Annotated in this window: 15 protein-coding genes, 2 tRNA genes and 2 pseudogenes; 5 read left to right on the top strand and 14 right to left on the bottom strand. The window is 62.0% G+C overall.

What is annotated here, in order from left to right; genetic code table 11:
- Nucleotides 1-31 precede the first annotated feature (31 nt).
- Nucleotides 32-277: pseudogene (locus ACGLHT_RS03535) on the bottom strand (DnaB-like helicase C-terminal domain-containing protein); the annotation flags it as partial.
- 134 nt (nucleotides 278-411) lie between these two features.
- Here ACGLHT_RS03535 and ACGLHT_RS03530 point away from each other — a divergent pair.
- Nucleotides 412-1,338: an RHS repeat-associated core domain-containing protein gene (locus tag ACGLHT_RS03530; RefSeq protein WP_337993805.1), complete on the top strand. Its 927-nt coding sequence runs from the start codon at nucleotides 412-414 to the stop codon at nucleotides 1,336-1,338.
- A 190-nt stretch (nucleotides 1,339-1,528) separates the two neighbouring features.
- Here ACGLHT_RS03530 and dnaB read toward each other — a convergent pair whose 3' ends face one another.
- The 7 genes from dnaB to rnr all read right to left on the bottom strand — a co-directional run bounded on the left by dnaB (nucleotide 1,529) and on the right by rnr (nucleotide 8,713).
- A complete protein-coding gene (gene dnaB / locus ACGLHT_RS03525) occupies nucleotides 1,529-2,926 on the bottom strand; it encodes a replicative DNA helicase (RefSeq protein WP_015271992.1) in 1,398 nt (465 codons plus the stop codon).
- Between the two features lie 113 nt (nucleotides 2,927-3,039).
- On the bottom strand, nucleotides 3,040-3,486 hold the full coding sequence (gene rplI / locus ACGLHT_RS03520; RefSeq protein ID WP_003249568.1) for a 50S ribosomal protein L9: 447 nt from the start codon (nucleotides 3,484-3,486) through the stop codon (nucleotides 3,040-3,042).
- Nucleotides 3,487-3,506: 20 nt separating this feature from the next.
- The gene (locus tag ACGLHT_RS03515) at nucleotides 3,507-4,370 is read right to left on the bottom strand and encodes a hypothetical protein (protein ID WP_025340821.1); all 864 of its coding nucleotides are present in this window, start codon (nucleotides 4,368-4,370) and stop codon (nucleotides 3,507-3,509) included.
- Between the two features lie 33 nt (nucleotides 4,371-4,403).
- On the bottom strand, nucleotides 4,404-4,634 hold the full coding sequence (gene rpsR / locus ACGLHT_RS03510) for a 30S ribosomal protein S18 (RefSeq protein ID WP_003249563.1): 231 nt from the start codon (nucleotides 4,632-4,634) through the stop codon (nucleotides 4,404-4,406).
- A gap of 28 nt (nucleotides 4,635-4,662) precedes the next feature.
- Nucleotides 4,663-5,088, bottom strand: coding sequence for a 30S ribosomal protein S6 (rpsF, locus tag ACGLHT_RS03505; protein WP_013974420.1), 426 nt, complete (start codon nucleotides 5,086-5,088; stop codon nucleotides 4,663-4,665).
- Between the two features lie 305 nt (nucleotides 5,089-5,393).
- Nucleotides 5,394-6,140, bottom strand: coding sequence for a 23S rRNA (guanosine(2251)-2'-O)-methyltransferase RlmB (gene rlmB / locus ACGLHT_RS03500; protein WP_003259007.1), 747 nt, complete (start codon nucleotides 6,138-6,140; stop codon nucleotides 5,394-5,396).
- Nucleotides 6,137-8,713: a ribonuclease R gene (rnr, locus tag ACGLHT_RS03495; protein ID WP_025340822.1), complete on the bottom strand. Its 2,577-nt coding sequence runs from the start codon at nucleotides 8,711-8,713 to the stop codon at nucleotides 6,137-6,139. The genes rlmB and rnr overlap by 4 nt, the downstream gene beginning before the upstream one ends.
- Nucleotides 8,714-8,984: 271 nt before the next feature.
- On the opposite strand from rnr, the gene ACGLHT_RS03490 reads away from it, so the two are divergent.
- The 4 genes from ACGLHT_RS03490 to ACGLHT_RS03475 all read left to right on the top strand — a co-directional run bounded on the left by ACGLHT_RS03490 (nucleotide 8,985) and on the right by ACGLHT_RS03475 (nucleotide 12,139).
- Nucleotides 8,985-9,071: transfer RNA gene (locus ACGLHT_RS03490), tRNA-Leu, on the top strand.
- Nucleotides 9,072-9,159: 88 nt separating this feature from the next.
- Nucleotides 9,160-9,246: transfer RNA gene (locus ACGLHT_RS03485), tRNA-Leu, on the top strand.
- A 314-nt stretch (nucleotides 9,247-9,560) separates the two neighbouring features.
- Complete coding sequence (locus tag ACGLHT_RS03480; RefSeq protein ID WP_274119858.1) at nucleotides 9,561-10,574, top strand: extracellular solute-binding protein; 1,014 nt, start codon at nucleotides 9,561-9,563, stop codon at nucleotides 10,572-10,574.
- Nucleotides 10,574-12,139, top strand: coding sequence for an iron ABC transporter permease (locus ACGLHT_RS03475; RefSeq protein WP_013974423.1), 1,566 nt, complete (start codon nucleotides 10,574-10,576; stop codon nucleotides 12,137-12,139). The genes ACGLHT_RS03480 and ACGLHT_RS03475 overlap by 1 nt, the downstream gene beginning before the upstream one ends.
- A gap of 173 nt (nucleotides 12,140-12,312) precedes the next feature.
- Here ACGLHT_RS03475 and ACGLHT_RS03470 read toward each other — a convergent pair whose 3' ends face one another.
- The 6 genes and pseudogenes from ACGLHT_RS03470 to hflK all read right to left on the bottom strand — a co-directional run bounded on the left by ACGLHT_RS03470 (nucleotide 12,313) and on the right by hflK (nucleotide 19,425).
- Nucleotides 12,313-13,017, bottom strand: coding sequence for a methyl-accepting chemotaxis protein (locus ACGLHT_RS03470; RefSeq protein WP_371053067.1), 705 nt, complete (start codon nucleotides 13,015-13,017; stop codon nucleotides 12,313-12,315).
- Between the two features lie 201 nt (nucleotides 13,018-13,218).
- Nucleotides 13,219-13,359 (bottom strand): annotated as a pseudogene (locus ACGLHT_RS03465) (hypothetical protein); the annotation flags it as partial.
- Nucleotides 13,360-14,536: 1,177 nt separating this feature from the next.
- Complete coding sequence (locus ACGLHT_RS03460) at nucleotides 14,537-15,829, bottom strand: adenylosuccinate synthase (protein WP_137162510.1); 1,293 nt, start codon at nucleotides 15,827-15,829, stop codon at nucleotides 14,537-14,539.
- Between the two features lie 56 nt (nucleotides 15,830-15,885).
- A complete protein-coding gene (locus ACGLHT_RS03455; RefSeq protein ID WP_013974431.1) occupies nucleotides 15,886-17,073 on the bottom strand; it encodes an ATP phosphoribosyltransferase regulatory subunit in 1,188 nt (395 codons plus the stop codon).
- A gap of 301 nt (nucleotides 17,074-17,374) precedes the next feature.
- Nucleotides 17,375-18,244 carry a protease modulator HflC gene (gene hflC / locus ACGLHT_RS03450; protein WP_013974432.1) on the bottom strand — a complete coding sequence of 290 codons (870 nt, stop codon included), beginning with the start codon at nucleotides 18,242-18,244 and terminating at the stop codon, nucleotides 17,375-17,377.
- On the bottom strand, nucleotides 18,244-19,425 hold the full coding sequence (hflK, locus tag ACGLHT_RS03445) for an FtsH protease activity modulator HflK (RefSeq protein WP_025340824.1): 1,182 nt from the start codon (nucleotides 19,423-19,425) through the stop codon (nucleotides 18,244-18,246). Before hflK ends, hflC begins: the two co-directional genes overlap by 1 nt.
- Between the last annotated feature and the right edge of the window lie 5 nt (nucleotides 19,426-19,430).

Here is a 19,430-nt window from a genome sequence, read left to right as displayed (position 1 = left end):
GTGAATCATGCGCAACTTCATGAAACGGGCGTTACTCGTCATCGTCGAAGTTGTACATACCCGGCGCAAGGTTCTCGAAGCGGGTGTACTTGCCGATAAACGCCAGGCGCACAAAGCCGATGGGGCCGTTACGCTGCTTACCGATGATGATTTCCGCCACGTCTTTGTGCTCGGTCTCGGGGTGGTACACCTCGTCGCGGCACACAAACATGATCACGTCGGGGTCCTACTCGATTGCGCCGGATTCACGCTAGTCGGAGTTCACCGGGCGTTCGTTCGCATGTTACTCAGCGAGTGATTCAGCGTTGTCGATTTTATCTCCCTAGCATTTTTGTCAGTACCACGACGCCACTTTTTGAAATATGGTTAATATGAAGACTCCGCTACCAACGGTAACGAGCGAGGGTAAAAATGCGCCTATTTTATTGCAATAACGCCTTATCCCATATTCTGCACACCTCCACAAGCGATTCCATTTTCAGAGCCCAAGCAATCAACCTATCGATAAAAGATACTCAAAACACCCAACGACTCATAGGCGTTGACTTATTTAATTCCACATCCTTGGTAATGTGTTTGGGGTATTTTGTACCTTGCCATCTTAGCGCGTTTGGATTCAGCCCCCCCTCTGACATTGGATGGGGTTTTAAAGGCGAACGGGAAGACTCGATCAGCAACGGCTACCTACTCGGAAATGGCCGTAGGCTTTATAGTCCTTCACTAATGCGATTCACAAGCCCAGACGCTCTAAGCCCGTTTTCGAAAGGCGGCCTTAACCACTATGCATTCGCCTTAAACGACCCGATCAACAATAGTGACCCAAGTGGTGAATTCACTATCAACCCAAGAAATTTCTTAATCAAGCTTTTCACGAAGAAAATTTATAAAGGCAGTATAGCGTGGCAACACGACGGCTTAACCGCTTATTCTGGACCACCGCGAAAAGACGGAAAGCTCAGCACACTTTACATCAGCGGCCACGGAGACTCTGGCTATGTCATAGGAGACCAGTACAAATACTCAGCATCAAACCTTTATGCCAGACTTGAGCAAGAAGGGATTAAAATGAAATCCAGACAAACGCATTTCCTAACTTGCAATTCCGCCGCCCCCGAAAGCCCTCAAGGTCGGTCCCTGGCTGAAGATATGGCCGAACTAACCGGCGCCCAATCCTCTGGCTACCATAAGGGCGTCAACGTCTATGGTGTGGCTGACAAAAACGGACAGTATGTAGATCGCCTGCTCAGAATACCCTTATTTGATTATTTCTATGGAGTGACATCAACGAAAACGAGGCAGGGCAATATTCGAAACCCCCAAAAAGCAAAAGAGCCCTGAAACTGGCGTTGATAACTTGCGGATTGTCAGCCAGATAGAAACAGGCTCCGCAGTCGTTTGAAGTTTGAAAGACGACGCGACTCCTGGAGCGACCTTATGTCACGAAGCGGCCGCAGTCAGGCGACAGAGCACTTCTAAGGCTTTGCGTTCGATCGTTACACAAAGCCTCCTTCCTACGTAGGGCAATGGCTTATTCATCATCATCGAAGTTGTACATACCCGGCGCCAGGTTCTCGAAGCGGGTGTACTTGCCGATAAACGCCAGGCGCACGAAGCCAATGGGGCCGTTACGCTGTTTACCGATGATGATTTCCGCCACGCCCTTGTGCTCGGTCTCGGGGTGGTACACCTCGTCGCGGTACACGAACATGATCACGTCGGCGTCCTGCTCGATCGCACCGGATTCACGCAAGTCGGAGTTCACTGGGCGTTTGTTCGGGCGCTGTTCCAGGGAGCGGTTCAGCTGCGACAGGGCGATGACCGGGCAGTTGAATTCCTTGGCCAGGGCCTTGAGCGAGCGGGAGATCTCGGAAATTTCGTTGGTCCGGTTGTCGCCGGCCGAACCCGGGATCTGCATCAGCTGCAGGTAGTCGACCATGATCATGGCGATTTCGCCATGCTCACGGGCCAGGCGGCGGGTACGGGCGCGCATTTCCGAGGGGCTGATGCCGGCGGTATCGTCGATGAACAGCTTGCGGTCGTTGAGCAGGTTCACCGCCGAGGTCAGGCGCGGCCAGTCGTCGTCGTCCAGCTGGCCGGAACGCACCTTGGTCTGGTCGATACGGCCCAGGGACGAAAGCATACGCATGATCAGCGATTCACCTGGCATCTCGAGGGAGAACACCAGCACCGCCTTGTCGGTACGCAGTACGGCGTTTTCCACCAGGTTCATGGCGAAGGTGGTCTTACCCATCGACGGACGGCCCGCGACGATGATCAGGTCGGCTGGCTGCAGGCCGCTGGTCTTCTCGTCGAGGTCGGTGAAGCCGGTGGACACGCCGGTGATGTCACTGTCGGAGTTGAACAGCGTGTCGATGCGGTCGATGGCCATGGTCAACAGTTCGTTGACCCCCACCGGGCCGCCGGTTTTCGGGCGGGCCTCGGCGATCTGGAAGATCTGCCGCTCGGCGTCGTCGAGAATCTCTTCGGCGTTGCGCCCTTGCGGGTTGAACGCGTTGTCGGCGATATCGGTACTGATGCTGATCAGCTGGCGCAGGGTGGCGCGCTCGCGAATGATCGCGGCGTAGGCCTTGATGTTGGCTACCGACGGGGTGTTCTTGGCCAGCTCGGCCAGGTACGCCAACCCACCGACTTGCGAAGAAAGGCCTTCCTTGTCCAACTGCTCGTGCAGGGTCACCACGTCGAATGGCTGGTTGGCGTCGGCCAACTTGTGCACGGCACGGAAGATCAGGCGGTGGTCATGCCGGTAGAAGTCGCCATCCGATACCTGGTCCAGCACCCGCTCCCAGGCATTGTTGTCCAGCATCAGGCCACCGAGCACGGCCTGTTCGGCCTCGATGGAATGCGGCGGCACCTTCAGGGCTGCGGTTTGCAGGTCTAGCTGTTCGGAGGTGGTGATCTCGTTCATGGCCACGAAAGAATTCTGGAGGATGAAAAAGACAAAGGGCACGGCCTGTCGAAAACAGGACCGTGCCCGATGTTAACCGCCTGACCCACAAGGAGCCAGCCAGTCAGCGCAGCTTAGGCAGCTACGACGACCACGCGTACGGTGGCTTCAACGTCGCTGTGCAGGTGCACGGCTACGTCGTATTCGCCAACCTGACGGATGGTGCCGTTCGGCAGACGAACTTCAGCCTTGGCCACTTCAACGCCGGAGGCGGTCAGGGCGTCAGCGATGTCGTGGGTGCCGATCGAACCGAACAGCTTGCCTTCGTCGCCAGCGGTGGCAGTGATGGTCACTTCCAGCTCGGCCAGTTGGGCAGCGCGGCTTTCAGCCGAAGCTTTCTTGTCAGCAGCTGCTTTTTCCAGCTCGGCGCGACGCTCTTCGAACGCAGCCAGGTTGGCGGCGTTGGCAACGGTGGCCTTGCCGAATGGCAGCAGGAAGTTACGGCCGTAACCAGCCTTAACTTTTACTTTGTCGCCCAGGTTGCCCAGGTTAGCGACTTTTTCCAGCAGGATCAGTTCCATTTGGTAAAACCTCTTAACTTTTAACCTTCACCGTTCGCGGAGTCATTCCCCTTGGGGGACTTGCGACCGCGAAAATCAATCAGGCTGTCGACAATGGCCAAAACCACCAGCAACGGATAAATCAGCTGCATGATCAGCGGCAACGTCACGTACATGCCCACCAGCCAGAAACCGGCCAGTCGCCCCTGCGCCACCAGCCCGTGCATCAAGGCGATGCCGGCCAGCACCAGTACCAGGCTCGACGCCGATGCCAGGACGATGAACTGCGGCCCGATGAACGGGGCCACCACCATCACTGCCACCAAGACCGCCATGGTCTGTTTCGGCAACCTCAGCGCGCGAAACTCGCGACCGAAGCCTCCAGGGTTGTACAACGCTGCCTGCCAGTAGCGCGCCAGCACCAGGGCCAGCACACTGAACAATTGCACCGTCACTGCTGTGGAAGCGACCAGCACAGGGCGGATCAGCTCACCGGAGAGCACCGGTTGCCCCTCGATTTTCGGCATGGCTTCGGCAAACGCCTTGGCCAGCACATCGAAGGTTTGCGCCAGCGCCAGATCGAGCACGAGGCTGAAAGCCACGGCGAACACGGCACTGACCAGCAAAACCCGGCTCCAGGGATGCTCGGCGCGCAACAGCGCAGCCAGGCCCAGGGCACCCGCGATCACCAGAAAGGTGATGGGATCGCCCATGACCCACACGGCCAGCCCGGCCAGCAGGCCGCCGGCGATGACCGTTGTAGCATCCTTGAACCCACGCCGCAGCAGCACAAGGCTGCCGGCAGCGGCACTCAACCAGAACAGCAGCGGCAGTACCGCGCTGATGACCACCACCAGGGTGGCCTGCACACGACCGCGCATGATGAAACTTGCTAACGCTCGCATGCTAATCCCTTACTGCTTGTCGACGACCCGGTCTCAGCGGCCGTGGCTGTCGGTGTAGGGCAGCAGGGCCAGGAAGCGGGCGCGCTTGATAGCGGTAGCCAGCTGACGCTGATAACGAGCTTTGGTACCGGTGATACGGCTTGGAACGATCTTGCCGGTTTCGGATACGTAAGCTTTCAGGGTGTTGAGATCTTTGAAGTCGATCTCTTTCACGTCTTCAGCAGTGAAGCGGCAGAATTTACGACGACGGAAGAAACGTGCCATTTAATAGGCTCCTCTAAAGGTCCGTGGATTACTCGTCAGCGTTATCGCTGGAGTCGCTGTCATTGCTGTCGTCGCCGTCGGCGGATTCAGCATGCTCAGGACGCTCACGACGCTCACGGCGCTCGCTGCGGTTTTCTTCAGCCTTCAGCATCTCGGACTGGCCGGTAACGGCTTCGTCGCGACGGATGACCAGGTTACGGATAACGGCATCGTTGTAGCGGAAGTTGTCTTCCAGCTCGGCCAGGGCCTTGCCGGTGCACTCAACGTTCAGCATCACGTAGTGAGCCTTGTGAACATTGTTGATTGCGTAGGCCAGTTGACGACGGCCCCAGTCTTCCAGGCGGTGGATCTTGCCACCATCTTCTTCGATCAGCTTGGTGTAACGCTCAACCATGCCGCCGACTTGCTCGCTCTGGTCCGGGTGAACCAGGAAGATGATTTCGTAATGACGCATGAATGCTCCTTACGGGTTAGTAGTCTGCCAGCGAATCTGGTCAGACAAGGAGTGAATGACACTGTATGTCTTGCACGGAGGGGAGGCACATGCGCGCCTGCCAGCTCGGCAAGGGGCGCAATTGTAGAGAAGGCGAGGCGTACAAGCAAGGTGATTGGTGAATATTTGAACAGCCTGAAACACATTACAGACTGCCGGCCCTTTCGCGGGTAAACCCGCTCCCACAGATACCCCACAGGGCTTAGGCCTTGTGCGATCCCTGTGGGAGCGGGTTTACCCGCGAAGAGGCCGGTACAGGCTGAAGATCAGCGCTTGGCCTGACGCTGACGCACAGCCTCGAACAGGCACACGCCAGTCGCCACCGACACGTTCAGGCTGCTGACACTACCGCCCATCGGCAACTTCACCAGGAAATCGCAATGCTCGCGGGTCAGCCGGCGCATGCCCTTGCCTTCCGCGCCCATGATCATCACCAGCGGCCCGGTCAGGTCCTGCTGGTAGATTTCCTGCTCGGCCTCGCCGGCGGTACCTACCACCCACAGGCCACGCTGCTGCAGTTTTTCCAGGGTGCGCGCCAGGTTGGTCACGGCCACCAGCGGGATCACCTCCGCAGCGCCACAAGCCACCTTGCGCACGACCGGCGTCAGGGTTGCGGACTTGTCCTTGGGCACCACCACTGCCGTGGCACCGGCGGCATCGGCGGTACGCAGGCAGGCGCCAAGGTTGTGCGGGTCGGTCACTCCATCCAGCACGAGGATCAGCGGTGGTGTTTCGGTGCGCTCGAGCAACTCCTCCAGCATCAACTCGCCCCAGACCTGGCTCGGGCTCACCTCGGCGACCACACCCTGATGCACGCCCTCTACCCAGGCATCCATCTCACGGCGCTCGGCCTGGCCGACCGCCACGCGATTTTCCGCGGCCAGCGCCAGCAGCGCCTGCAGGCGTGGCTCGCTACGCCCTTCCGACAGCCAGATCTGCTTGACCCGCTTCGGATGGTGCTGCAGCAATGCCTGCACGGCGTGCACGCCGTAGATCTTTTCCAGCTGACTCATGACTTGCTCTTGCTCTTGCGTGGCGCGCCGGACTTCGACGGGCCTTTACGGTGCTTGGTCGGCTTGCCGGATGCCTTGCCACCCTTGTCCGACTTGCTGCTGGCATGGCCGCCACTGCGCGCCTCGCTCATCAGCGCCTTCTTCATTTCGCGGCTCTTGCGTACTTCGGCGTTACGCTGCACAGCGTCTTTCGGGAAGTACGCCTCGGCGGTCTCGCTCTTGCGGCTGCGCGGCTTCGGCGTGGCCTTGGCCTCGACCGGGGCCTGCTCGGCCTGGCCGGCAGCCGGTGCGGCGCCACGTTGCTTGCGGCCGATCGGGGCGGCGAGGGTCTTTTCCGACACTTCGAAGTCGATCTTGCGCTCGTCGAGGTCGACGCGCATGACCTTGACCTCGATCGTGTCGCCCAGGCGGAAGCTGCGCCCGGTACGCTCGCCAGACAGGCGGTGGTGCACCGGGTCGAAGTGGTAGTAGTCGCCCGGCAGCGCACTGACGTGCACCAGGCCTTCCACATAGATATCGGTCAGCTCGACGAACAGGCCGAAACCGGTCACCGCGGTGATCACACCCGGGAAAGTCTCGCCCACGCGGTCCTTCATGAACTCGCACTTGAGCCAGTTGACCACGTCACGGGTGGCTTCGTCGGCCCGGCGCTCGGTCATCGAGCACTGCTCGCCAAGCTGCTCGAGGGTGTTCTCGTCGTACGGGTAGATGCGCGCCTTGGGGATGCTCATGGCGCCGGCACGCTTGACGTGCGGGGTTTCGACCCTGGAACGGATGATGCTGCGGATGGCGCGGTGCACCAGCAGGTCCGGGTAGCGACGGATCGGCGAGGTGAAGTGGGTGTACGCCTCGTAGTTCAGGCCGAAGTGGCCGTTGTTGTCGGTGCTGTACACCGCCTGGCTCAACGAGCGCAGCATCACGGTCTGGATCAGGTGGAAGTCCGGGCGCCCGGCGATGCTCGCCAGCAGTGCCTGGTAATCCTTCGGCGACGGGTCCTTGCCCTTGTGCAGGGTCAGGCCCAGTTCGCCCAGGAAGGCGCGCAGCTTTTCCAGACGCTCCGGCGGCGGGCCGTCGTGCACGCGGTACAGGGCCGGCACGCCATGCTTCTGCAGAAATTCGGCGGTGGCCACGTTGGCCGCCAGCATGCATTCCTCGATCAGCTTGTGGGCGTCGTTGCGCACGGTCGGGCGGATTTCCGCGATCTTGCGCTCGTCACCGAAGATGATGCGGGTTTCCTGGGTCTCGAAGTCGATCGCGCCACGGGTGTGACGGGCCTCCACCAGCACCTTGTACAGGTTGTACAGGTTCTTCAGGTCCGGCACGACTGCCTTGTACTCCTCGCGCAGCGCCTTGCCCTCACGGGTGCGGGAGTGCTCGAGCATGCTGCTGACCTTGTTGTAGGTCAGGCGGGCGTGGGAGTGGATGACGCCTTCGTAGAACTGGTAGTCGACCATCTGGCCGGCTTTGTTCATGGTCATTTCGCAGACCATGGCCAGGCGATCGACATGCGGGTTCAGCGAGCACAGTCCGTTGGACAGCTCTTCGGGGAGCATCGGTACCACGCGCTCGGGGAAGTACACCGAGTTGCCGCGCTGCTGGGCCTCGACGTCCAGGGCCGAACCCAGGCGCACGTAGCTGGACACATCGGCAATGGCCACATACAGGCGCCAGCCACCGGAGAACAGGCGCAGCTTGCCCAGCGGCTCGCAATAGACGGCGTCGTCGAAGTCACGGGCGTCCTCGCCGTCGATGGTGACGAACGGCAGGTGGCGCAGGTCGACGCGCTTCTCCTTGTCCTTCTCTTCGACTTCGGAGCGGAACTTGCGCGCTTCCTTGATCACGTCTTTGGGCCAGACATGCGGGATATCGTAGCTGCGCAGGGCAACGTCGATTTCCATGCCCGGCGCCATGTAGTTGCCGATGACCTCGACCACATCGCCTTGCGGCTGGAAGCGCGGGGTCGGCCAGTGGGTGATCTTGATCTCGACGAACTGGCCGATCTTGGCACCGCCGTTGCGCCCGGCGGTGACCAGCACTTCCTGCTGGATCTTTGGGTTGTCCGGGGTCACGTAGCCGATACCGCCTTCTTCGAAGTAACGGCCGACCACGCTTTCGTGGGCACGGGAGATGATTTCGACCAGCACGCCTTCACGGCGGCCACGGCGGTCGACGCCAGATACGCGGGCCAGGCCGCGGTCGCCGTCGAACACCAGGCGCATTTGCGACGGGCTGAGGAACAGGTCTTCGCTGCCGTCGTCCGGAATAAGGAAGCCGAAGCCGTCGCGGTGACCGGAGACGCGGCCGCAGATCAGGTCCAGCTTGTCTACCGGGGCATAAGTGCCGCGCCGGGTATAGATAAGCTGGCCATCGCGCTCCATTGCACGCAGGCGGCGGCGCAGGGCTTCGATCTGGTCTTCGTCGTAAAGACCGAACTCGGCCGCCAGCTCCTCGCGTGCGGCCGGTTCGCCACGGTCGGCGAGGCGCTGCAGGATCAGCTCACGGCTGGGAATGGGGTTGTCGTATTTTTCCGCTTCGCGAGCGGCCTCGGGATCGAGGGATTGCCAATCGGCCATCAGAAGGGGTTCACCTTGGGGTATATAGATATGAATTCTGGCATAGGCGTATTGAAACCGGAAATGTCAGCCTTGGACAGCCCCACCGGCGCCTCCGGCGAGCAGGAATAGGCCTGCGGAATCAACAAGTTGAATTTTTTGAAATTTTTTTTGCTTGGGGGGTTTACAGCCCCCCGGACCGTCCGTATAGTGCGCACCACAACGACGGACAACCCCGAAGTTGTAGTAGAGATGAGCGGCGCTGTAAAGCATCAAGTAATCTCGAATGTGTGCCCAGGTGGCGGAATTGGTAGACGCGCTGGTTTCAGGTATCAGTGGCTTAACGGCCGTGGAAGTTCGAGTCTTCTCCTGGGCACCAAATATTTTCAAGTAACAGATGACCAAGGATCTGTTACTACTGTGTGAAAGCGAACGATAGTCGCCTTCTCCAGATGATGTAAAGCTTTGCCCAGGTGGCGGAATTGGTAGACGCGCTGGTTTCAGGTATCAGTGACTTAACGGTCGTGGAAGTTCGAGTCTTCTCCTGGGCACCATACAAAAACCCACTAGCTTGCTAGTGGGTTTTTTCTTGCCTGCGATTTTTGTATCCCTCCTCTTTCGGTCATAGGTGCAAACCTTTGCCGGCCTCTTCGCGGCTAAAGCCGCTCCCACAGGTATTTCACTCCCCTCAAGACCTGTGATGCCCCTGCGGGAGCGGGTTTACCCGCGAAGAGGCCAGCACAGCCAACACACCTTCAGCCTCTTGCACCATGGTCTGACCATGAATTTCTCGTCACCCGGCCACTTGAGAAACGATTTCGTTTACCATTGTTTCCAAATATGTAGCCGTAAGCGAGGAAGTACCCGCATGACGATCCGCCCGCAACCGCTGATGCGTACCTTGGCCGCCGCCGTGCTGAGCCTGGCCATCGGCGCTCCGGCCGCCATGGCAGACGCACCGGTCACCCTGACCATGTACAACGGTCAGCACAAGGAAATCGGCGAGGCCATCGCCAAGGCCTACGAGGCCAAGACCGGCATCCACATCGATATCCGCAAGGGCAGCAGCAACCAGCTGGCCAGCCAGATCATCGAGGAAGGCGAGCGCTCGCCGGCCGACATCATCTATACCGAAGAGTCCCCTCCCCTGAACAACCTGGGCGAACTGGGCCTGTTGGCGAAGATCGACGACGCCACCGCGAACATGGTGCCCAAGGAGTACGTTGGCGCCAACGGCACCTGGATGGGCATCACCGCCCGTACGCGCATCGTCGTGTTCAACCCGAAGAAGGTCGACGAGAAAGACCTGCCGACCACAGTGATGGACTTTGCCAACCCCGAGTGGGAAGGCCGCGTCGGCTATGTGCCCACCAGCGGCGCCTTCCAGGAACAGGCCGTAGCCATGCTGAAGATGCACGGGCGAGAAGCCACCGAAGAATGGCTGACCGGCCTGAAGGCATTCGGCAAGACCTACACCAACAACATGGTCGCCCTCAAAGCCGTGGAAAAAGGCGAAGTGGCTGCGGTACTGGTGAACAACTACTACTGGTATGCGCTGGAGCGCGAGCGCGGCAAGCTGGACACCAAGCTCTACTACCTGGCCGATGGCGATGCCGGCAACCTGGTCACCATTTCCGGCGCAGCCGTGGTCAAGGCCAGCAAGCACCCGAAAGAAGCCCAGGCCCTGCTCAACTGGATGGCCAGCGAAGAAGGCCAGCGCGTGATCACCCAGACCACCGCCGAGTACCCGCTGCACAAAGGCATGGTCTCCGACCGTGGCCTGAAGCCGTTCGAAGACCTGCGCCCACCGAAGATCTCACCAGCCGACCTGGGCAATGCCGAGGAAGCGATCGAGCTTGAGCGCGAGGTCGGCCTGCTCTGATGACTGCCGCCCTGTCCGAGCCGGTGCCGGTACGCTTCGTACCGCGCCGCAAGCGCCCCTCTGTCTGGGTGGTGCTGCCTGTGCTGTTCCTGGTAGCGATGAGCTTGCTGCCCTTGCTGTACGTTGCCATGAAAGCCTGGGAGGCTGGCTGGCGCGAAGCCTTGCACCTGCTGTGGCGGCCGTTTGTCTGGGGGCTGATGCGCAACACCCTGATGCTGATGGTCGGGGTGACGCTGACCTGCATGGTGGTCGGCCTGGCCCTGGCCTGGCTGCTTGAGCGCAGCAACCTGGCCGGCCGTCGGCTGTGGGGCGTGGTGCTGTGCCTGCCGTTCGCCGTGCCGTCGTTCGTCAGCAGCTTCACCTGGGTGTCGCTGAGCTCGGACTTCGAAGGGCTGGGCGGGGCGATCATGGTCATGGCCCTGTCCAAGTACCCACTGGTGTTCCTGCCGGTAGCCGCGACCCTGCGCAACCTCGATACCTCGCTGGAGGAATCGGCACGTACGCTGGGCTGCAGCCGCTGGGGCGTATTCATCAAGGTCACCCTGCCGCTGCTATGGCCATCGATGCTGGGCGGCGCGCTGCTGATCGCCCTGCACATGCTGGTGGAGTTCGGCGCCTTGTCGATCCTCGGCTTGCAAACCTTCACCACGGCGATTTACCAGCAGTTCGAACTGGAGTTCAGCAATGCCAACGCGGCCATGCTGTCCGCCGTACTGTTGGCGATGTGCCTGGTGATGCTGTGGCTTGAACTGCGGGTACGTGGCAAGGCCCGTCACGTGCGCATCGGCCAGGGTGTGGCGCGGCGAGCACAACCGGTGCGGCTGCGTGGCTGGGCAGTGCTGGCGCAACTGTTCTGCGTAGGCCTGGCGGTGTTGGGCAGCGGTATTCCGCTGGCCATGCTCGGCTACTGGTTGAGCGTGGGTTCATCGGCGGCATTCCCTGTGGCAGCCATTTCCAAGGCGCTGTTCACCTCGTTGTCGGTGTCGCTGGGGGGGGCCGGTTTCTGCGTGTTGCTAGCCCTGCCAATCAGCTTCCTGGTGGTGCGCTACAAGGGCCGCCTGGCAATCTGGGCCGAGCGCCTGCCATACCTGTTGCACGCCCTGCCCGGCCTGGTGATTGCCCTGACCCTGGTATTCTTCGCCCTGCATTACGTGCCGGCGCTGTACCAGACCACGGCACTGTTGCTGCTGGCCTATGCGCTACTGTTCCTGCCGCTGGCGCAGTCGCCGGTGCGCACCGCACTGAACAAGGCTTCACCTACCCTGGAGGAAGCGGCACGGACCTTGGGCGCGAGCAGCTTTGCCGCGTTCTGCCGGGTGACCCTGCCGATCATCTTCCCGGCCATGGCGGCAGCCTTTGCCCTGGTGTTCCTGGATGCCATGAAGGAACTGACAGCTACCTTGCTGCTCAGCCCGACCGGCATGACCACCCTGGCCACCGAGGTGTGGGCGCACACGGCCAACGTCGAGTTCGCGGCGGCAGCTCCTTATGCGGCGTTGCTGATCGTAGTGTCGGGGTTGCCGGTGTATCTGCTGACTACGCGGATGTATCTGAACAAGGCGTAACCTTCGCGGACTTGCCCGCTCCCACAGATACCGCGCAGCCCTGCTGCCCACAGAGGTAAGGGCCCTGTGTCGCGATCGATGTGGGAGCGGGCATGCCCGCGAACACCGGCGAAGCCGGTGCCATCCACCGTGTCGCCTGCTTCGCGGGCACGCCCGCTCCCACAATGATCGGGTCAGGCTCTGAATTGGCCCAGGCTGGCACGCAGCTGTGCCGCCAGGTCATCCAGCACCTTGCTGCTGGCGGTGGTCTGCATCACCACCTCGGCCGAGCGTTCGGCCTGGGCGTGTATGGTTTCCACCCGTCCGCGCACTGCCTGCGCCCCGCTCGCCTGCTGCTCGGCCGCCCGGGTGGCCAGGCCGATGGCCGCGTGCACCTGCTCCACCGCTGCCTGCACCGACTGCTGGCGGCGCTCGTTGTCACGCAGCACCAGCAGCCCTTCGCTGGCCTTGAGCCCGGCCTGGCTGATGGTGGCCACGGCCTCCTTGGCCCCCTTCTGCAGCGCGGCGATATGCGCCTGGATATCTCCCGTGGAACTTTGCGTCTTGCTCGCCAACGCCCGCACCTCATCGGCCACCACGGCAAACCCGCGCCCGGTTTCGCCAGCACGGGCAGCTTCGATGGCCGCGTTCAAGGCCAGCAGGTTGGTCTGCTCGGCGATGCCGTGGATAACCGTCAGCACCACTTCGATCTGCTCGCTCTGCTTGGCCAGGCGCTCGATCACCTGGGAGCCGGCCTCCACCTGCCCGGCCAGGTTTTCGATCAAACCGGCTAGCTGGGTCGATGTGCGGCTGTTTTCGTCAGTTGCCTGGCGGATATCCACCACCTGCTGCAGGGCTGCCTGCATCGCGTGGCTTTCAGCCTGGGCCTCGTCGGCCATGCTCGACAGGTCGCGCAGGCTGGCCGCCACTTCGTCGCGTTGCAGTGCAGCGGCAGCATCGGCACCGGCATTGCGCTGGGCCATCGCGCCAATCTCAACGCCGGTGCGCTGCGCCACCTCGCCCGCCTCGCGCACGATGGGTTGCAGCTTGTCGACAAAGCGGTTCACCGCCGAAGCCATGTCGCCAATTTCGTCGCGGCTGTCGAGGGGCACACGCTTGGTCAGGTCGCCTTCGCCAGCCGCCAGGTCATCGAGGGCGGTAATCAGCAGGCGCAGCTTGCTCAGCACTCGGCGACCAAGTACCACAGCCACCACCACCAGCACACCCAGGCCGACCAGCATCAGGCCCAGGCCGATACGCCAGCGCAGTTCGGCGGCAGCATCACGCACGGTCTGTGCGGTATTGGCCTGCATCGCGACTGCGCTGCCCTGCGCCTTTTCCAGGCGCTCGCGCAAGGTCTTGCCACTGTCGGCTGCAGCACCGACCAGGCTGTCGCCGACCAGTTGCTCGCCGCTGGCGATCAGGGCGGCGAAGCGCTGGTCGAGGGCCTTGAGCTCCTGGTCGATGCCGGCGGTGGAAACGCCCATCACCACCTTGCCGATTTCTGCACCGTTGGGGTTGATCGAGGCCTCGACGAAGTACACCGCCGGGTCGCGCCGGGCCGCGTCGATCACCTTGTCCAGCGCACGTTCGCCCTGGCCCTTGTCCATCAATGCCTGGTTGATCGGGTTTTGCCGGTTCAGGTAGCGAGTCAGGTGCTGGCCCTGGGCGTCGTCGTAGACCACGAACAGCACGTTAGGGTTGCGCTGCGCACGCCGAGCGAAGTCGGAGAGCACCGGCACGTCGTTGTCCCATATCGCCCGCGGTGCGACCGACGCCAGCAGCTCGGCCATATCGTTGGCAGAGTCCTTGAGGTTCTTTTCCAACGTGCTGCGCAGCTGCTGCTGCTCGCTTTGCAGGCGCGCCGACAAACCTGCGCTAAGGCGCTGGCGGGTGCTGCTGGAGAGGCCGTCGAGGCCTGAGCGCACGTCTTGCCCGGCTTGCTCCAGCTCACTGGCGAGCTGGCGGCTGTCATTGCCCAGGCGTTCGCCCAGGTCGGCTTCCAAGGCGGTGACCGTGCTTCGGGTAAGCGCAACGGCGACCAGCACCTGCACCAAAAGAGCGATACCAAGGGCAACAAACACAGGCCGCAAAAGGCGGCTTCGTAACAGTGAGAGGATGGCAGACACGGTGTAACCCTCGTGTTTTCTGGCGCCACTATTTTGATGGCATCTTCAGAAACTTCTTACAGCAAGGGTTGTGCCGGGGTCAGCAGGGATAAGTGCCAAGGTTCAGCAATGGGTATTCCTGCACTGGCCTCTTCGCGGGCTTGCCCGCTCCCACAGGTACTCCACATGTCTTGTGGTGTAACTGTGGGAGCTGGCTTGCCGGCGATAGGGCCGGGACAGGCATACCCCACAAATGAAAACGCCGCAGCCCCTTTCAGGGCCACGGCGTCAGATCAGCCTGGAAGGCAGATCAGGCGAACGGATGACGCAGAACGATGGTCTCGTTGCGGTCCGGGCCGGTGGAGATGATGTCGATCGGCGCGCCGATCAGCTCTTCGATGCGCTTGATGTAGGCGCGAGCGTTGGCTGGCAGTTCTTCCAGGGTTTTCACGCCCAGGGTCGACTCGCTCCAGCCTGGCATCTCTTCGTACACCGGCTCCAGGCCGATGTAGCTGTCGGCATCGGAAGGCGCTTCGATGACGGCACCGTTCTCGTTCTTGTAGCCAACGCAGATGTTGATGGTTTCCAGGCCATCCAGTACGTCCAGCTTGGTCAGGCAGATGCCCGAGATGCTGTTGACGTCGATGGCGCGACGCAGGATCACGGCATCGAACCAACCGCAACGGCGCGCACGGCCGGTGGTGGAGCCGAACTCATGACCACGCTTGGCCAGGGTAGCGCCAGTCTCGTCGAACAGTTCGGTCGGGAACGGACCGGAACCTACGCGAGTGGTGTAGGCCTTGGTGATACCCAGGATGTAGTCCAGGTACATCGGGCCAACGCCAGAACCGGTGGAGATACCGCCAGCAGTGGTGTTGGAGCTGGTGACGTACGGGTAGGTACCGTGGTCGATGTCCAGCAGCGAGCCCTGAGCACCTTCGAACATGATGTCCTTGCCGGCGCGACGCAGGTTGTGCAGCTCGGCGGTGACGTCGAGCATCATCGGCTTGAGCTGTTCGGCGTAGGCCATGCATTCGTCCAGGGTCTGCTGGAAGTCGATGGCCGGCTCTTTGTAGTAGTTCACCAGCTGGAAGTTGTGGTAGTCCAGCAGCTCGCCCAGCTTGGCAGCGAAACGCTCGCGGTGGAACAGGTCGCCCACGCGCAGGCCGCGGCGTGCGACCTTGTCTTCGTAGGCTGGGCCGATACCACGGCCGGTGGTGCCGATCTTGGCTTCGCCACGGGCTTTTTCACGGGCCTGGTCCAGGGCAACGTGGTACGACAGGATCAGCGGCGCAGCCGGGCTGATGCGCAGGCGCTCGCGCACCGGTACACCCTTCTCTTCCAGCTTGGTGATTTCACGCATCAGGGCATCCGGGGCAACGACCACACCGTTGCCGATCAGGCACTGTACGCCTTCACGCAGGATACCGGACGGAATCAGGTGCAGAACGGTCTTTTCACCGTTGATCACCAGGGTGTGACCCGCGTTGTGGCCACCCTGGTAGCGCACTACGGCGGCAGCATGTTCGGTCAGCAGATCGACGATCTTGCCTTTGCCCTCATCACCCCACTGGGTGCCCAGGACGACGACATTCTTACCCATTACATTGGTCCTCATTCACGCAAACTTGGTTGCCGGCCTACTGCCGGCGCAGAAACTCACTGGGCCAGCGGCAGAACCTGCCAGCGCCCGTCTTGCTGAATCAATTGCCGATCACAATCCGCCTCGAGAGCAGCACTCAACGGCTGGCCAGGCAGGGCCTGGACCACACGCTGGCCCTCGTTGCGCAACTGGCAGACTTGCTGCCAGAGGGCCGCGTCGCCACTGTCCGGCATCCAGATGCCGCCAGTTGGCAATACGACCTCCGCTCGCCCCAGTGTGACCAGGGTCTTCAAATCCGTGGAGAAACCGGTGGCCGGGCGGGCCCGGCCGAAATCGGCGCCGATGTCGTCATAGCGCCCGCCCTGGGCGATCGATTGACCTTCGCCCGGCACGAACACGGCGAACACCACGCCAGTGTGGTAGTGGTAACCGCGCAGCTCGCCGAGGTCGAAGTACAGCGGCAGGTCCGGGAAGCGCGACGCCAGGCGATCGGCGATCGCCAGCAGGTCGTCCAGCGCCGCCAGCACGCTGGCCGGGGCACGGCCCAGGCGCACGCGGGCTTCGGCCAGCACTTCGCGGCCACCGCACAGCTCGACCAGCGCGCGCAGCATGTTGCCCAGGTCCTTCGGCAGGTCGGCGGTCAGCACCTGAACTTCATCCACGGCCTTGCGCTGCAGGGCGTCGAATAGCTGCTGCTCGACCGCGCCGGACAGGCCGGCAGCACGGGCCAGGCCGCGGTAGATACCGACGTGGCCGAGGTCCATGTGCACATCCGGCACATCGGTCAGTTGCAGCGTGGCGAGCATCAGGCTGATGACTTCGACATCGCTGGTGGGGCTGGCGTCGCCGTACAGCTCGGCACCCAGCTGGATCGGGCTGCGCGAGGTGGACAGGGCACGCGGCTGGGCGTGCAGCACGCTGCCGGCATAGCACAGGCGGCTCGGGCCTTCACGGCGCAGGGTGTGGGCGTCGATACGTGCCACCTGCGGGGTGAAGTCGGCGCGGAAGCCCATCAGGCGGCCGGACTGCGGGTCCACCACCTTGAAGGTGCGCTGATCCAGGTCCTGGCCGGCGCCGGTGAGCAGCGACTCCAGGTACTCGATATGCGGGGTGACGACCAGTTCGTAGCCCCAACTCTGGAACAGGTCCAACACCTGGCGGCGCGCGATCTCGATACGCGCAGCCTCAGGTGGCAGTACTTCCTCGATGCCATCTGGCAGCAGCCAGCGGTCTACCGTTGCCATTACGCCATTTCCCCTCTGGTCCGGGCGGCTTGCCAGCAGGCTAGCCGTCAGTAAAGCCGGTATCGCGCACAGCAGCGGGCAGCACTGATCCCAGCGCAGCCACCGTACCCGACACCCTCGAATTGCCTTGCGACCTGACCAAACCGTCAACTGGCGGTTTGCCAATCAACCTTGCAGACGCAAAAAAGCCGGGAAATTTCCCGGCTGCCTCATCATACACCCCTTTTCATTCAGGATGCACCCCGCCTGGTGTTTTAGCTGCCAGGCGGGGCGCCGCTGCATGAAAATCAGGGCCTGAGCATCACGGCCTGCTCTTGTCCAGGAAGCGGAAGAACTCGTTCTTCGGGTCCAGGACCAGCACGTCGCTCTTGCTCGAGAAGCTCTCGCGGTACGCCTGCAGGCTACGGTAGAACGCATAGAAATCAGCGTCCTGGGTGTAGGCCTTGGCGTAGATGGCGGCCGCCTGGGCGTCGCCGTCACCGCGGGTTTCCTCTGCTTCGCGATAGGCCTCAGCCAGCAATACGCGGCGCTGACGGTCGGCATCGGCACGGATACCTTCAGCCAGCTCGTTACCCTTGGCGCGGTGCTCACGGGCTTCACGCTCACGCTCGGTGCTCATGCGGTCGAACACGCTGCGGTTGACTTCCTTCGGCAGGTCGATGGCCTTGACGCGCACGTCGACCACCTCGATACCCAGCTCCTTGGCGGCCATGCGGTTCAGCGAAGCAGTGATGTCAGCCATCAGCGCGTCACGTTCACCGGAAACCACTTCGTGCAGGGTACGTTTACCGAACTGGTCACGCAGGCCGCTTTCCAGACGACGCGACAGACGCTCGTCGGCGATCTGCTTCATGCCGGACGTGGCGGTGTAGAAGCGTTCGGCGTCCTTGACGCGCCACTTGGCGTAGGCGTCGACCATCACCGCTTTCTTCTCCAGGGTCAGGAACCGCTGGGTCGGGGCGTCGAGGGTCATCAGGCGGGCGTCGAACTTGCGCACCTGGTTCACGTACGGAATCTTCACGTGCATGCCCGGCTGGACATCCGCCTGGACCACCTTACCGAAGCGCAGCAGTACCGCACGTTCGGTCTGGGACACGATGTAGAAGCTGTTCCAGGCCACGATGGCCAGGACCACGGCGGCGATCAGGGCGATCAGCGATCTGTTGCTCATCAGCGGCTCTCCCTAGTGCGCAGCGGCTGCTGTTGCTGTTGCAGGTCCTGCGCCGCACGCGCGGCCGCATCGTTGACCGATGGCGACACACTGGCGGTCGGCGCGGACGGGTTGCGGCTGCCTTCGACCATCTTGTCCAGCGGCAGGTAGAGCAGGTTGTTCTGCCCGTCCTTGGTCGCCACCATGACCTTGCTCGAATTGCTGTAGACCTCTTGCATGGTCTCCAGGTACAGACGCTGACGGGTCACATCAGGTGCCTTGCGGTACTCGGCGACCAGCTTGGTGAAGCGGTCGGCCTCACCCTTGGCGCGGGCGATGACTTCGTCGCGGTAACCGTTGGCGTCCTCGATGATGCGCTGGGCCTGACCACGGGCTTCCGGCACCACGCCATTGGCGTAGGACTCGGCCTGGTTGCGGGCACGCTGCTCGTCTTCGCGGGCACGGATCACGTCGTCGAAGGCTTCCTGCACTTCACGCGGGGCTGCCGCGCTCTGCACGTTGACCTGGGTAACACTGATACCGGTGCGGTAGGTGTCGAGGAAGCGCTGCAGGCGTTCGCGGATATCCACGGCCATCTGCTCGCGGCCTTCGGTCAGCACCTGGTCCATCGAGGTGGAACCCACCACGTGGCGCAGGGCACTGTCGGTCGCGTGCTGCAGGCTGACCTCAGGCTGGTCGACGTTGAGCACGAAGTCCTGCAGGTTGCTGATCTTGTACTGGACGGTCAGCGGTACCTCGACGATGTTCTCGTCTTCGGTCAGCATCTGGCCCTGCTTGGTGTAGGCACGCTCGCGCGTGACGTTCTCCATGTACTTGCGATCGATCGGCGGGAAGTAGATGTTCAGGCCGGGACCGACCGTCTCATAGTACTTGCCGAAGCGCAGCACCACGGCCTGCTCCTGCTCGTCGACCACGTACACGGCGCTGTACAGCCAGATAGCAGCCAGCACCGCCAGGCCGATGCCCAGTAGGCCCAGGCCACCGCCCTTGCCGACATTGCGGTCACCGCCGCCACGTTTCTTGCCACTGCCGAACATGCCGTTCAGGCTGTCCTGCAATTTGCGGAAGGCCTCGTCCAGGTCCGGTGGACCTTTCTTGTCACCACCGCCGCCACCGCCATTCCGGCGACCGCCCCAGGGATCCTGATTGTTCGAGTTGCCACCCGGCTCGTTCCAAGCCATAGCGC

This window comes from Pseudomonas sp. PsB (assembly GCF_043658375.1).
GTDB lineage: Bacteria > Pseudomonadota > Gammaproteobacteria > Pseudomonadales > Pseudomonadaceae > Aquipseudomonas > Aquipseudomonas putida_Z.
The sequence above is the reverse complement of the archived record's forward strand: the minus strand, read 5'-3'. Positions and strand labels throughout refer to the sequence as shown.